This window comes from Reichenbachiella versicolor (assembly GCF_003171675.1).
In the GTDB taxonomy this organism is placed as follows: domain Bacteria; phylum Bacteroidota; class Bacteroidia; order Cytophagales; family Cyclobacteriaceae; genus Reichenbachiella; species Reichenbachiella versicolor.
This window is the reverse complement of record NZ_QFZQ01000005.1, coordinates 361,118-375,929: the sequence shown is the minus strand read 5'-3', so window position 1 is coordinate 375,929 and position 14,812 is coordinate 361,118. Positions and strand designations below refer to the sequence as shown.

The following is a 14,812-nucleotide window of genomic DNA, read 5'->3' as shown; positions in this document are numbered from 1 at the left end:
CGTGTATCGGAATACTTCAAAAGCTCCAATAAGAATATATATGGCAATAATCAGATGGTTTATAAATCCATCTTTATGCTGACCTTATTTTTTGCTCCACTGGTGAGCATAACTATTTTCCCGATATCTAGCCTTCCAATATTGTTTACTCTATACATATTGAGTGGCTTTGGTATGGCAGGGATAGGTATCATGCATGACGCTATCCACGGTTCTTATTCTAATAATAGAACAGTGAATAAACTGATGAGTTATACCATCAATTTAATAGGGACCAATGTAGAAGTATGGAGGCTTCAGCACAATGTATTACACCATAGCTATACCAATGTGGAGGAACATGATGATGATATTAATGCTCCGAGATTCTTAAGGTTTTCTCCTCATAGTCCTAAAACTAAACTTCATAAGTATCAGCATATATATGCTTGGTTTTTTTATGGCTTAACCACCCTGACATGGGTGACGGTGAAAGATTTTGTGAAATACAAAAGGTACTTTCGGATGGGATTAATAAAAGACAGGAAAGAATACCGTAAAGGTCTGCTTCGAATCTGCCTTTCAAAAGTATTATACTATTCTATTGCTCTAATTATTCCCATGATCTTTTCATCATTTTCAATAGGAGCAATACTCGGGGCTTTCATAGTCATGCACTTCGTCACAGGTTTTGTCATCACATTAATTTTTCAAATAGCACATGTCACGCCAGATACTTCATACCCTCTTCCAAATGAAGACGGAGATATGGAATATGAACGGTTAGTGCATCAGCTAATGACGACATGCAATTTTGCTCCTAAGAGCAGGTGGTTATCATGGTTTATTGGAGGGCTGACTAATCAAATTGAGCATCACCTTTTTCCACATATATCCCATGTACACTATAAGGATATTGCACCGATCGTTCGTCAAACCGCAGATGAATTTAACCTGCCATATTATTCCTGTGACACTTTTATTTCAGCCGTAGTGCAGCACTTCAAGATGCTACATTTTTTAGGGAAAATGGAAACGCAGTATGTGTATTCTAAATATGACTAACGAATAAAAAATCATATGATGATTTATCAGAAAAGCTCTGAGACAATGATCAAATAAGAAAGAAAAAAATTAAATAGAATAATTATGAAAGAAGGAACAGTAAAGTTTTTCAATGATGCCAAAGGTTTTGGTTTCATAAAGTCTCACGAAACGAATGAAGATATATTCGTTCACTCATCAGGGTTGATAGATGAAATCAGAGAGAACGATGTAGTAGAGTTTCAAGTAGAGCAAGGAAAGAAAGGCTTGAATGCGGTAAGAGTTCAGGTGAAATAATTGATATCTCAGATGTATTCTTTGATCGAAATTTCTCATTCTTAGAATACAACTTCCTTTACGATTACATAGTGCAAGTAAATCAGATACTAGGTATCTTATAACAAAATAGAAAAGATTTAGAACAAAACAATCATATATGGCGAGATCCCAAAAAACATTTCAAAAGAAAGAACGAGAGAAAAAGAAGCTACAAAAACGAAAAGGCAAAGAGGAGAAAAAAGCTTTGAGAAAAGAAAATTCAAAGTCTGGAAGCTTAGATGACATGATGGTCTATGTTGATGAAAATGGAAATCTTATCGATACACCTCCAAAAGAAAAAGATAAGACCATGGAAATAGATGCATCTCAAATTGACGTGAGCACACCTAAATCAGCTTCAGATGATATAGACGCTGAGCGACGCGGGAAGGTAAAGTTTTATGAAAGTAGTAAAGGGTACGGATTTATCATTCAGGATGGATCTAATGACGAGTTCTATGTTCACGGAACGAATGTTGTGGGAAATATCGCTGAAAATGATAAGGTCAAGTTTAAAATCGAAAAGAGCGAAAGAGGATTTGTTGCTATCAATGTAAGTAAGATTGGTTAAATCGTTTGACTACTACTTCGTAATAATTGATAAATCAAACCTTGTGAAGTAGTAGTCAAAGGAAAGAAGGAAAATGGGGACAAGGAGCTTATAAGGTCAAGTAGTAAGAAAGAGAAACAAACTACTGCTTGCTCCTAGTCATGATCCAAAAGTGATCGTTGGTATTAAAGTCTCCTGTAAGTATTGTTTTAAAACCATTGCGCTCATAAAATCTAGCCCCTCCTTCTGTCACCGTTTCTAGATAACAACCCAAATTTTCATCGTTTGCTCTTTTCAGCCATGAATTTAGCAACCGTCCACCTAAACCACCCTTTTGACTATCTGGACTGACCCCCAGTACCAGAAGGTAATAGTGTCTTTTATTTTGTTTTTTATGCTCTCTAGACCACGAATCACTAATTCGGATCAATCTGATAAAACTTTTAAGGCCAACTTTAAAGGGAAATAGGGCTATACCTAATGAGAGCATTTTTAGATCACTTATAAATGGACGATTCGGTCCTACCCATAGCGCAGCAGCTTTGTTGTCACTACTGCATTGGACATACCCGCAAAGAAACGAGTAACGAAGCATAAGTTTCATCCACCACAAAAGCTGCTTGAGCCTTCTACCATTATTAGGCATGATGTACTTGTAATATGGATCATCGTAGAAAGCCTGACTAAGTGATTGGGCTAACTCATTGATGCGATTTGTAAATTCTTCCTTGGTTTTTATGGTGTGGATTTCGTCCAAAGGCATTGAAGGCATTTTGTGTGTTGATTAAATTTTGGGCACTTCATTTTCGGGTTTCTAAGATAGTTTTAATCACCTGCATAAATGAAAGAAAAGTATGGGGAAGAGTCGTAAAGCTTTCAAAACATAAAAAAGAGACTGCTTTGTTCGATAGCAATCTCTTTCATTGAATTACATTTTAATCATAAGGAGGTAGACTATTAGGTTTAATTCACTTACGCTTAGGTCGAGTAACTTCTTCATTATTAATGAATCACCAATCGGTTTGATATGCTATTCTTCTTATTGAAAATAGAAACAGTATATATCCCGGCAGGCAGTGAAGTATTCATTTTGATCGTTTCACTCACTGCGACATTTTCCATTTTTACCATGTTTTGACCCAATGCCGACTGGATGACAATCGTAACTGAGCCATCGAAATTTCCATCAAGATTCAGGTTAAATGTACCATTGGACGGATTAGGAGATATCGTCATATGCTCTTCTTTCAATGAAGGTCTAGTCAAGTAATCATCGACACCCCGTTCAGAAGACAAAGCCTCTGGGTTGACAGCCTCAAAGTGTCCCCATACAGATTCACTTTTGAATTCCACATAATATTTACCCTTGATAGCCTGCGGTATATCAGTCGAAACAAAATTGGTAAAGTCAACACCATTCACTTTGACTGACTGTGTTTCCCACGAATTGACATAATTGATATCTTGAGATATTTCCCAGCAGAAATCACCTTCTCCGTCAAAATAGAAAGGTAACTTGATAGGAATAGGATTAGCACAAAACTGGTCAGCGTACTCTATATATCCAGCACAATGAATCCACTCGCTGTGAGATCCACCACACTTATCCTGCCACACCCCAGTGTTTATAGATTGATCCTCGGACTCATACTTCTTACCATTTACACTGAGGTAGTCTATTTGTACATCTCTGTCAAAAGAATCATTGATGAATTCAACTCTTGCTGTTCCAGTAGCGTCACTTGAGACGCTGTATATCTCGTACTGAGTAGTTAAAGTCAAAGTCTCTATGATTACCTCATTCACCAGGAGGTTGATTTGTTCATCTCCTTGTACACCACGAGCTCTGATCGAATAGTTCTCACCACCACTAGGGCAATTGTTGGATATCATAGAAGTAGGAATAACCGAAGTATTCTGTATCGAATAGGGACTTGAAACTGAAATCTCCTCAGCGAATGAATTTGCCCAGCTACCGAAATTGCCATCCGTAGTGATATCAAAAACACTATTCGGAGCACCACAATCATTGTTGTTGACCTTACCCCAAGACCAAGACAACCACCCGATTTGTTCCGTATGAAGGATTTCAATCATTTCTGCATATGGAAACGGCTCATTGCAAAAACTAGGGGATGCTACTGCTTGGGGGCCCTCACCAATTATGTAGGTCAAGCCCTTTGATTTGGCATTATTGATCATAGATCTCAGACGCTGTATTTTGTCCTGATCTGATCCTCCAAACCAATAGGTGTGTACCGAGAAAATGATGTTTTTCAGCGGGTCATGATCAAGTAGCTCTTGACCTCCTTCTATGAAATAATGCTCGAAACTCCCATAGCCACCACAGTCAATCATCAAAGGAGTATCTATCCCCGCATTTCGTAGTTGAGTGATAGCATCTTTATAATAATCCACCCATTGTCGGACAGTTTCCGATCCAGCACCTACTTCATTTCCTATATTGACAATTAGCCATTTTTTATGTTTTTGGACGATATCCAATACAGCAGGCCTCTTCCAATAGTCGAGTAGCATCTGTAGTTTGCTAAAGTCGCCCGTCGCATCGTGTAGTTCTGCCACTGGTATCATGTGATGACTGATACTATTAGTGATCAATTGATCCAGTTCGTTTTCATCACCAGTTGTCGTCCAGACCAATCGCACAGCATTGGAGCCTGTTTTCGCTATTTCTGGTAGAGTAACTATACCTGTACGGTCACTAGACCAGATGAACATCTCATTGTATCCTCGCATGACGATCGGTTCATCACATGACGATAGTATTTGTCCTTTGTCAATGTGAATCGTGTTGTTGGCCTGTGTTATGAGCGTAGTGAAAAAACACAAACCAGTCAAAAATGATAGTAATCCTGATTTCATTCCTTTTAGAAGAATTGTTGTAAAAATGATTTTGAAACGGAACAATCAGGTGACGCATAATTACTAAAAATTGTGATCTAAATAATCAGGGTTTTTAGACTATTTGAGAAAACGGTTTATTTAGGTGAAAAGAAGTAACTATAGATGATCGATGAACCATCGATTGATGTTGTTACCAATTACCATAATGTGCTATAACTACCACTAGACTAAGTATAGTTAAGAATGAAAAGAAGCTAATAATCCTGTTGATGAAACCCCTCCAACCTAATATTTACAATAAAAAGGCTGAAGGGATCAAGGGTGCTTCGACGGTTACTTAGCAGCCGTATTAGCTTCTTTGATGATCTGATTTAGCTCAACTACCGTGTCTTCTATTCCAGACGGCTGGCCAAAGGCAGACAATGAATCAATCGTAGATACGAATACTTTGAGTGCATTGGTCAATTCCACTGCAGCAGCTCTATCCGTAGTCACGTCAGTAGTAGCAGACTCGTCCGTTCTGTCCTCCAATACCGCCTCAAAAGCGAGGTTGGCAGACTTCAACTCTTCTACCCACTCTGTACCGTTCAGTACCGCGACCTCATCTCTGACCGCTTCGATATCCGCTAGCAAACTCTTGATCGCAGCAGATTCCTCACGGTAAGGCAATTTGGCCAATTGAGTATTGTTGTTTTTGAAGACTTGCCAAACCTTCTCAGCAGCTTTCTGATAAGGCTTGTTGGATTCTCTCATCAGTCCAGACTTCACATAGTCTCTCAGAGAGCGGTAGCACAAGTCCCTCATGTTATCAGCTTCCGCCAATGATTTGGTTTTTAGACTTCCCATGCCACTACCTATCGCCTCTCGTCCCAGTTCGATAGCAGATGCTACCTTGTTCACACTCGCAGTGATCATAGGATCATCAGGGTGATGGGTAGTTGCTTTCTTAGTAAGATTTTCGGCTAATGTAGTCAGGCCTCCTAGAGGGTAGGTTGAATAAGGTATGTTATCTAACATAACTATAGGTTTTGTTAAAAAATTATTTAATCCACGAGCACTCGCCCGTTAGCTCTCATCTCCCTGACGATACAGTCGATGATTAGTAGCAAAAGCCAAGATCAAATACTGAGGTCAAAAAGATAAGGCGCGAATCTAATGAAAGAAGTTAGAGAATAACGGTTCTAAGTTGTTTTTTTCTGTCGCCGCTCGGCGGCAAAGAAATCAGCCGTCGTTTTGGTAGCCTCACGCGGCGGGAAGAAAAACGACGGTCAGTTTTCTTCCCTCATCCGTCCGCAACAAAAATGACGGCTGTTTTTCGAGCCTCACGCGTCCGCAACAAAAACGACGGCCATTTTCCGAGCCTCATCCGTCCGCAGCAAAAACGACGCTCGTTTTTCGTCCCTCACTCGGCGGCAAGAAAAATGACGCCCGTTTTTGTTGCCGCCGACCGGCGGGAAGGGGTTCAATCAAAATTGAGGACAATTGATTAGTTCAGGTAAGGAGTTAAAGGTATTCAAATTGTATTACTCGAATTTTATTATTGAGCTAGTAGAAAAAACGTACGTATATACAGAATCCAATGCATATTTTCAATTCCACTTTTTATCTTGAAGAAGTAGAATTTCAAAGCTTCCATTCGACCTAAATAGAATCGAAAAGAATTCCCTACCACAGTTTGATAATTACTAATCTTAGCTTTTTGAAGCTACGAACAACTCTCTTACTTCAACATCTAAAATTTTAGCGATTTCATAAAAAGTTTCAATTGATGGTTGCATATCATTAGTGCACCAACGAGAAATTGTGGACTTATCTTTATCTAGTTGATCTGCTAACCATTTTGCCGATTGCTCTTTTTCTGCAAGAACTATTTTAATTCTATTGTACCGTTGTTTAGACATTGAATCAACTAAGTTTCGTGTGGCGCAAATATAATTGATCATAAACCAACTATATTTTGCTATAGTATTCTATATTCGATTATAAGTTTTCGTTTAACGAAAACTATTTTTCTTAATTAGAAAATTGTCCAGCGATTTATAAAAAGTGAAAAAAATTAAAATTCAGCCCAAACATCGCAGAAGAACTTATGATGAAATATGCATACCTGAAATCAAGATGGAGGGCAAGTGGTTAGAAGAATTGGGGTTTAAACAAGGAAAACATGTAAAAGTAGAATGGAGGCAAAAGAAAATAATAATCACTCTGATCGAAGATGAATAGAAAGTTGATCGCTAGAATTTATGGTTGTCCAAAGTTGCACTTTGTCTTTAGTTCGTAATTTTAGATCCAAAATTCACCCAAAAACCAATAGAGTTATTTCACTGAATATCCCCCTATACCGTTAAAACGTATTTTATATCTCATTAAAAACACAAAATCTTCTTGATAGCATTAGCCGAAATATTAGCACACCTTCCCAAAGACAAGATCCAAGAACTAGAAACGATTACTCAGCGGATCGTCGATACCCAAAAAGCAGAAATGGTCGTCTTGTTTGGCTCCTATGCAAGAGGGACCTATTCGGAGAAACATGGAAAAATAAGAGGACGAAAAAGTGACTATGACATCTTGGTAGTCGCCAGACAGCGATCCACCGTACGAGAAATCAAAGACCTATTGGAAAACCAATTTGAGGATATCGATAGGATAGTCAACCTAGAAGTTCATCCTATCAAATTCATCAATAGCAACATCGAAGATGCCCACTATTTCTTCCTAGATGTCAAGCGAGAAGGAATCATACTCTACGATACCGAGAGATTTGAATTCTCAGACCCTGTCAAAATCACACCTAAGAAAAGAAGAGAAATAGCCGAACAAGACTTTGAGGAATGGTATGAAGGTGCCGTTATTTTTTTTCAAAAAGGGAAAGTCTCCAGAAAAGAAACTAACCAAAAAGTATTTAAAAATGCTGCTTTTCAACTTCAGCAATGTTGTGAAATGTGCTATACCACAGTCGAGATGGTGTTTAAGCATTATCGTCCTAGAGAGCACAAGCTGGAAGTGCTGAGACGAAGAATGAAGAAGCTCGATAAGCGAATAGCCCTAGCATTTCCACAAGACACCCAAGAACAAAAAGCGTTCTTCGAGCACCTAGATTATGCTTACATCGGAGGCCGCTATCTCAGCGAAGAAGACTATTCCGTCACCAAAGAGCAGCTAGATTATTGGACCAAGGAAGCCAAAAAACTAATGAAGCAGACCGAATTGGTTTGCAAAGATCGAATCGAGTGCTTGATAGAGATAGAAAACAAAAGCCGCGAATCTCTTTAGTCTTGGTTCGCTGCTGGTGGTGATCATTTTTAATATAGATCATCAGTTTAAAGTAAAAAAAGCGATCATGTTGAGCAGAGCGAAATATCTAATTAGGGTGTGCAGAGTTGGAATGGTAAATCACCATGCTCATGGCGGGAATGGGGGCTTCTTACATATTGTCGGAACCACGGATTTTCTTGGATTACACTGATGGCACGGATTTATATTCTACACGCAAGCATAATCAGTGAAATCCTGTAATCCGTTTCATCTGTGATTCCGACTATTTGATCATAGTACTAGCCGCTTAAATGTTAGAGACTTGCTGCCAAAATTAATGAGCAATCCTACTTTGAGCTTATAGGCTTTGAGGTAGTTGAGTGCCTGTGCCAGATGTACATCTTCGAGCTCTTTAATGGCTTTTAGCTCTACCAATACTTTGCTTTCTACTACGAAATCTGCTCTTCTAGTACCTATAGGTTCGGGTAGATCCTTGTAAAAAATATCCTGCTCGATTTCGCGGGCATACTCCAAATTCTTCTGTGACATCTCCCATGCCAAGGCGCGCTGATATATGACTTCTTGGAAGCCATTGCCTAGAAAGGAATGTACTTCAAATGAGGAACCTATAATTTTCTCGGTGATGTCTTTGTGTTGTAGTTCTTGCATAGTCTGTATCACGGATTTATAATTTGTGGGTAAAACAAATCTGTGAAATCCTTTCATCCATATCATCAGTGATTCCGACTATTTCGCTGAATTTTCTAAAATTTCTATTTCTTCTCCTGTGAGATCACAGAGCTGATATACAAGACGGTCGATTTCCCCTAGTTGCTGCCACGTTTTACATGGTGGTTGCTAACTAGGGTGCGCAGAGTTGGAATGGTAAACCACCATGCTCAGCATGGCGGGAACTGGGGGGACTTCGTTTTAGGATCAAGCCAAAAATGAAAAAGTACTCGATAACGTAAGTCCTCTATGATCCCTAGAGTATGTCAAATCATAGATGAAAGAGAAACCAACATTTCCCCGAGTAAAAAAATTACAAACGTACTGTAACGATTCGCCAAGTCAATGCATCTGTAGAATGAAACACAAAGGGTTATCACCCTGAGATTAAACTTTATAAAAATGGCTCAGAAACAGTTTTGGAATCAACTCATTCTATTTTCAATATGCTTGTTGCTCATATTATCAATCAGGGAAATTTTATCCTATCAGCTCATCGCACACAGGATCGAATCATATCAGATACATACGGCTTTGAATATTGTAGCCAACGTAATTCTAATCCTAGTATCGATATTTTTTATCAATAAGAATGAACTAGGAAAAGTCGCTGGACTTAAAGGAACCAAATTGAAAAAATGGTTTCTATTAATATTCCCACTAGCCTATTTAGTACTACTCAATGTATTGTTTTCAGATTCTACCGAGACAAATTATCAATGGCTAGACATGGTATTATTTGTCATCTACTGCCTATCCATTGGGTTTGCCGAAGAGTTAAGTATCAGAGGTTTTCTACAGTCGCATCTCATCTCCCGTCTAGGCAACACCAAAAAGGGAGTTGTCCTATCAGTCTTCATTTCAGCGCTGTTTTTCGGAGTCATTCACTTACTCAATTTTGATGCTGGTATCACAGGAGAATTACTACAAGTAAGCTACGCTACCTTTATTGGTGTCATGTTTGGGGCAGTACTCGTTATCACCAAGAGACTTTACCCTTTGATGATTATTCACTCGATCATAGATTTTGTCGGAGAACTGGAGCTAGTAGGAGTGCCGATAATAGAAAAAATAAAAGAACCCGTATCCATCGAAGATGCCCTTATTGTTGCTTTGCTCGTTTCTCCGTGCCTATTCTACGGAGTATTCTTGATGATCAGACATAGATTGATAGAGGAGGAAAAGTAAATACAGAGATGGTAGATATGTTGAAATCTTATATGAGATCAGAGGATATAGAGACCTGCTACTTTGATGATAGAAGAATCGGGGTCATCTGATAGGATCCATTCTTTTAGATTCTTGTTAATCGAGAGACGATCAACGGTGTTATATACTACACTGTATCATGTCTACATCAGAGAGCTTAGATGTGCTTTATACAAAAAATGAGATCACTCATCCAACATTCAGGTACGTTCACACATTAATTTTCTTAGAGGTCTCCCCGAAATCTAAATTACAAGTAGTTATTAAGTGCTTTTCAGGTAACTGCCTGTAAAGTTGAAAACAGAAAAAATCAATTTTTAAAACCAAAAACAAACTAAAAATGGGAGCAAGACCAGTAACAATGACAGTCATAAACTACACAGGACAGACGCTAGTGTTAATAGCGACCGATGTAATAAACGGGAAGTTTACCGTGAAACCACCAAATGAAATTAAATCTAATGGTAGTGGATCTTGGTCGTGTTCTGCGCGGGATGGTGCTATGATTGGGCCTAAAGGAACAGCCACATTTGAGGCAGAAGATCATAGCTTTAAAGTAGAGTTCTTTTGGAATCATCCTTATGGAAGTGCCACTAGTGCATATAGTGTGACTCCAGATCCGTCAGATGCAATTCGTTACAATATTGACGGAGACCCCGAGGGGCATACCCAAGACATCACTTTCGTGTTGAATAAGGTTTAGTGAGAGCTTTTTTAATAAATAAGATAAAGATGAGGAATGATAATATAGACTCTGCTAGCTGGATGGGACAGTTGGCAGACTCTATTAAACTTAACGAAATCATCATGCCAGGAAGTCATGATGCAGGAATGTCCGTATTACATCATTGTGATATAGGGTCTAAGATGAATAAGGGCATGGTACAGACACAGGAATTGAAGATTGCAGATCAGTTGAAAGTAGGTTCTCGGTACTTTGATATACGAGTTGATTACGATCATAAGAAGCTTGTAACTTACCATAGAACTGGTAATCTTGGCTGTAATGGTCAGAGTCTAGAGCAGGTGATGAATGAGTCAGTTGCTTTCCTTCAGGAGCAGAAAACGGAGACCTTTATTCTTAAGTTCTCACATATTAGATCCAATCGAGGAATGGAACGTGAAATCAAGGATCGCATCGACCAGTTTTTATCTAATATAAATTTCCGTCCATATTTTTTTACTAGCTCAAATCAGGAAGTCAACTTGGTAGAGTTATCTCTTGGAGAGGTTCGAGGTAAGATGATACTAGTTTTTGATTATGTGGAGTACATTTCTACGAAACAAGGACACTTACGCTATTATAATGCTCTTGAAAAGGACGACAAGGGAAACTTTGCTATTAAATTAAAAGGGCCAAATATTAATATTGCCGATGCTTATACAAATACTACCAGTCTAAAAAAAATGTCTGAGGATCAGATAAATAAGCAGAATGATTTCGGAGGGTTAGGTAAAGAGTATTTGTTTTTGCTTTCTTGGACGCTAACTCCTGGAGCAGGAACTTTCTTTGGCGGCTCAATCCGTGAGCTAGCAGGGAAAGCAAACAGAGCACTGCCCAAAGCACTGAGTGGTCAGAAAGAAGAAGGCAATCCAATGCCTAATATAGTATATGTCGATTATGTAAATAAAGTCACAGCACGAGAGATCATTCAGTACAATTTTCGTTAACCAATAGCTCTATTTCTATAAGTATAGTTTTGTGTCTGTTGCAACAGAGTCTCTTTAGATTACGTGAGTTTTTATAGAATATTGACTAAGTGGCTCAGCGTAAGATTATACATATAGACATGGATGCTTTTTTTGCTTCTGTAGAGCAAAGGGACCATCCTCAGTATAGAGGAAAGCCTCTGGCTGTAGGAGGTTCTAGAGAAAGAGGAGTGGTAGCTGCAGCAAGCTATGAAGCCCGAAAATTTGGTGTACGGTCTGCGATGCCTTCAAAACTAGCTTACATCAAATGCCCAGACATCATATTTGTGAAACATAGATTTGATGTCTACAAAGAGGTTTCTGCTCAGATTCGTGAGATATTTTTGAGTTATACAGATTTGGTAGAGCCTTTATCTTTAGATGAAGCTTATCTAGATGTTACCCATCACAAGAAAGGACCTCCCTCCGCCACACTCATAGCGAAAGAGATCAAAGCAGAGATATATAAAAAGACACAGCTGACTGCTTCTGCTGGTATCAGTACCAATAAGTTCTTGGCCAAAGTGGCCTCTGACTACGATAAACCAAATGGAATCTATGTGATCACTCCAGATCAGGTTCTACCATTTATTTCTGAGTTGCCAATTGAGAAGTTTTTTGGAGTAGGAAAAGTGACCGCAGCCAAGATGAAGAAACTGGGGATTCATACAGGTGCAGATTTAAAAAGATATTCTCGAAAGGATCTCATGAGGCAATTTGGGAAAGCTGGAGTCTACTATTTTAATATTTCTAGAGGAATAGACGAGAGACCAGTAGTTTCCAACCGCAAGCGAAAATCTGTAGGTGCTGAACGAACTTTTGATACTGATCTTCATGGACCTGATCAGATAAAGAATACTCTTGAGAGTATTGTAAAAATGGTGGAGGAAAGGGTGAAAAAAGGAAATCATCGAGGACGAACCATCACTTTGAAGATCAAATATTCTGACTTTCAGACGATCACCCGAAGTTTGTCATTGTCGTTCGCTACTCAAGATTATCAAATGATTTTTGATAAATCCATCGAGTTATTGTCTCTTGTAGATCTTGAAGGCAAAGGAGTCAGATTAGTCGGGGTATCGGTTTCCAATTTAGAAGGAGAAGAGTCCAAGTCTGGAGCTCAGCTTACTTTGTCATTTTGAAACAGTAAGCATACAATGTCTAACTCTCCAGTCTATGACAGCCATGGCTTATTTAGACTTCATTATTTAACCCTTACAATTAAGGTGTTCCTTGGAAAGCAATCAAAGATATTTAACTCTACATATTGTTGTTTAAACTCTCATTACAAAGTTCCGATGTATAAATCCGGTTAAAACTATAGGCTATGTTTCCGATTTGTAACTTCAGTGTTATTTAATGTTTTTTTTAGCAATTCGACTAGCCCCATTAGTACTTGAATCATACTATAACTATTGACAGTGGGAATCGCACAAGATGTAGCGACCACAGTGTTTCAATATGAATAAACTACAAACAATTATTACAAGTACTATGAGAATTATAAACAAAATACTGCTGTATACTATGCTGTCAGTTTCAGTAAGTTATTTGGTGAGTTGTGCAGAAGATGGTATAGACGGAATTCAAGGAGAGAAAGGAGATCAGGGAGATCAAGGTGAAAAAGGAGATCAAGGAGACGATGGCGAAAAAGGAGATCAGGGAGACCAAGGTCAAGACTTGGTAGGTCTAGATGATACAGAATTATTCAATAATAAATCTATCATAGAGCCATTGGTCAATATTTACCCAGATTTCTCATCAAGAGTGAAAGCATATTCGCTAATGACTTCAGTTGATATAATAGGAGATTCTAGATTTCAGTTGGCAGCTACTGTAGATGGAGCAGGGTTGATCAAGGATGATGTTGGAGATGGTTTCATATATGTGGTTAATTGTGAAGACGCTAAAGCTATCGCTAGGGTACGATTAGATAAAAACTTAAACCCAACATTTGGAGACTATTTGCTGAATTCAGACGTAGCGGATTTCTCGCGACAGTGCTCAGGTACTATGTGGGAAAAAGAGATTCATGGAGGTACAAAAGATGTATTTTTATCAGCATCAGAAGAGAGCAATAGCAATATAGTGAAGGAAATAGACCCTAGAACTGCGACGCCAAACCCTACTGGGGATTATGGCAACAGAGCATTGGGACAATTCCTCTGGGAGAATGCAGTTCCATTGCCTAAAAATGCATACCCTGGTAAAACGGTAATCATTGGAGGAAATGATTTAGATGGAGGGCAACCTATCTTATATTATTCGGAAAATGGAGACGTAGATAGAGAAAATGGGAAAGTCTACGTACTACGTACCAAAGAGATCTCTGATGGATCAGGAGGGAAAGTAGCGGCTCCTGCAGGCGTCCAACATGACGAAAGTGATTTTGATTTGAGAGTATCGTATGATATTGAGTTTTTGGAGGTAGTAAATGCGAAGTCATTAAATACAGGCGAAATTTCTAACTATTACCGAAATACTCTCTTTGCAACCAAGTTTGTCAGAATGGAGGATTTGGACTACCAAAAAGGAAGTGATGCCAATGCGAGAAACATCTATTTTGCAGTGACGGGTAAAGGAGCAGGTAGAGGTACAGTGAACGATCAAGGAACAGTATATAAACTATCCTTGAGTGAAACAGATCCTACTCAAGGTACCTTGACTAAACTTCTTAGCGGTAATAATGCAGATATGGGTAAAGTGGGATACATGAATTCTCTTCAGAGCCCAGATAATATGTGTGTCACAGAAAACTATGTATATATCCAAGAAGACCCTAATGGAGGTACTTGGAATCGAGGACACTCAGCAGCTGTTTATCAGTCGGATTTAGAAGGGAATAATGTAAAAACTGTCTTAGATATTAAGATTAAGCCAGAGCTAGCAGAGTCCAATGCGGTGACGATAGAGAATAGTGGAGAGTACGGAGCAATGTTAGATATTTCGGACAAAGTAGGTGTGCCAGGTACTTTCCTACTAAACCTCCAAGTCAAATATTGGAGCAATGACGCTTTTGCAGGGTTAGATGGAAGTGTTGCTAATGGAGGTAATAACAAGACAGGGTCTCAAGTATTGATCTTAAGAGGGTTGGATCAATAATCACAAATAATTTCCTCACATTATGGAGGTTGTCTGATAGGCAAAACGTAGCCATTCTGAGTGATAGCT

General features: G+C 38.8%; 15 protein-coding genes. 10 read left to right on the top strand and 5 right to left on the bottom strand.

Going from position 1 to position 14,812, the window contains the following annotated elements; all coding sequences use genetic code 11:
* The first annotated feature begins 75 nt into the window (after positions 1–75).
* The 3 genes from DKG80_RS12100 (at position 76) to DKG80_RS12090 (ending at position 1,912) form a co-directional block, all read left to right on the top strand.
* On the top strand, positions 76–1,044 hold the full coding sequence (locus DKG80_RS12100; protein WP_109831602.1) for a fatty acid desaturase family protein: 969 nt from the start codon (positions 76–78) through the stop codon (positions 1,042–1,044).
* Positions 1,045–1,128: 84 nt separating this feature from the next.
* On the top strand, positions 1,129–1,320 hold the full coding sequence (locus DKG80_RS12095; protein WP_109831601.1) for a cold-shock protein: 192 nt from the start codon (positions 1,129–1,131) through the stop codon (positions 1,318–1,320).
* A 139-nt stretch (positions 1,321–1,459) separates the two neighbouring features.
* Positions 1,460–1,912 (top strand): cold-shock protein, encoded by a 453-nt coding sequence (locus DKG80_RS12090; RefSeq protein WP_109831600.1) that lies wholly within the window; start codon positions 1,460–1,462, stop codon positions 1,910–1,912.
* Between the two features lie 121 nt (positions 1,913–2,033).
* On the opposite strand, the gene DKG80_RS12085 is transcribed toward DKG80_RS12090, so the two are convergent.
* The 4 genes from DKG80_RS12085 to DKG80_RS12070 all read right to left on the bottom strand — a co-directional run bounded on the left by DKG80_RS12085 (position 2,034) and on the right by DKG80_RS12070 (position 6,699).
* On the bottom strand, positions 2,034–2,654 hold the full coding sequence (locus tag DKG80_RS12085) for a GNAT family N-acetyltransferase (RefSeq protein WP_162555851.1): 621 nt from the start codon (positions 2,652–2,654) through the stop codon (positions 2,034–2,036).
* Between the two features lie 239 nt (positions 2,655–2,893).
* Complete coding sequence (locus tag DKG80_RS12080) at positions 2,894–4,774, bottom strand: cellulase family glycosylhydrolase (protein WP_109831598.1); 1,881 nt, start codon at positions 4,772–4,774, stop codon at positions 2,894–2,896.
* A gap of 315 nt (positions 4,775–5,089) precedes the next feature.
* Positions 5,090–5,773 carry a DUF6261 family protein gene (locus tag DKG80_RS12075; protein WP_109831597.1) on the bottom strand — a complete coding sequence of 228 codons (684 nt, stop codon included), beginning with the start codon at positions 5,771–5,773 and terminating at the stop codon, positions 5,090–5,092.
* Positions 5,774–6,447: 674 nt separating this feature from the next.
* Complete coding sequence (locus DKG80_RS12070) at positions 6,448–6,699, bottom strand: helix-turn-helix transcriptional regulator (protein WP_245907002.1); 252 nt, start codon at positions 6,697–6,699, stop codon at positions 6,448–6,450.
* 103 nt (positions 6,700–6,802) lie between these two features.
* Here DKG80_RS12070 and DKG80_RS12065 point away from each other — a divergent pair, with 103 nt between their 5' ends.
* Both DKG80_RS12065 and DKG80_RS12060 read left to right on the top strand, forming a co-directional pair.
* Positions 6,803–6,979: a SymE family type I addiction module toxin gene (locus tag DKG80_RS12065; protein WP_109831595.1), complete on the top strand. Its 177-nt coding sequence runs from the start codon at positions 6,803–6,805 to the stop codon at positions 6,977–6,979.
* A gap of 162 nt (positions 6,980–7,141) precedes the next feature.
* Positions 7,142–8,032 (top strand): nucleotidyltransferase domain-containing protein, encoded by an 891-nt coding sequence (locus DKG80_RS12060; RefSeq protein WP_109831594.1) that lies wholly within the window; start codon positions 7,142–7,144, stop codon positions 8,030–8,032.
* A 273-nt stretch (positions 8,033–8,305) separates the two neighbouring features.
* On the opposite strand, the gene DKG80_RS12055 is transcribed toward DKG80_RS12060, so the two are convergent.
* On the bottom strand, positions 8,306–8,683 hold the full coding sequence (locus tag DKG80_RS12055) for a GxxExxY protein (protein WP_109831738.1): 378 nt from the start codon (positions 8,681–8,683) through the stop codon (positions 8,306–8,308).
* 462 nt (positions 8,684–9,145) lie between these two features.
* Here DKG80_RS12055 and DKG80_RS12050 point away from each other — a divergent pair, with 462 nt between their 5' ends.
* The 5 genes from DKG80_RS12050 (at position 9,146) to DKG80_RS12030 (ending at position 14,743) form a co-directional block, all read left to right on the top strand.
* Positions 9,146–9,931, top strand: a complete 786-nt coding sequence (locus tag DKG80_RS12050) for a CPBP family intramembrane glutamic endopeptidase (RefSeq protein WP_109831593.1) — start codon at positions 9,146–9,148, stop codon at positions 9,929–9,931.
* Between the two features lie 361 nt (positions 9,932–10,292).
* Entirely contained in the window at positions 10,293–10,655 is a 363-nt protein-coding gene (locus tag DKG80_RS12045; RefSeq protein ID WP_109831592.1) for a hypothetical protein, read from the top strand.
* Positions 10,656–10,684: 29 nt separating this feature from the next.
* On the top strand, positions 10,685–11,623 hold the full coding sequence (locus DKG80_RS12040) for a PI-PLC domain-containing protein (RefSeq protein ID WP_109831591.1): 939 nt from the start codon (positions 10,685–10,687) through the stop codon (positions 11,621–11,623).
* A 119-nt stretch (positions 11,624–11,742) separates the two neighbouring features.
* Positions 11,743–12,783 carry a DNA polymerase IV gene (dinB, locus tag DKG80_RS12035; protein WP_109831590.1) on the top strand — a complete coding sequence of 347 codons (1,041 nt, stop codon included), beginning with the start codon at positions 11,743–11,745 and terminating at the stop codon, positions 12,781–12,783.
* Positions 12,784–13,102: 319 nt separating this feature from the next.
* Positions 13,103–14,743 carry a PhoX family protein gene (locus tag DKG80_RS12030; protein ID WP_221409119.1) on the top strand — a complete coding sequence of 547 codons (1,641 nt, stop codon included), beginning with the start codon at positions 13,103–13,105 and terminating at the stop codon, positions 14,741–14,743.
* Positions 14,744–14,812 lie beyond the last annotated feature (69 nt).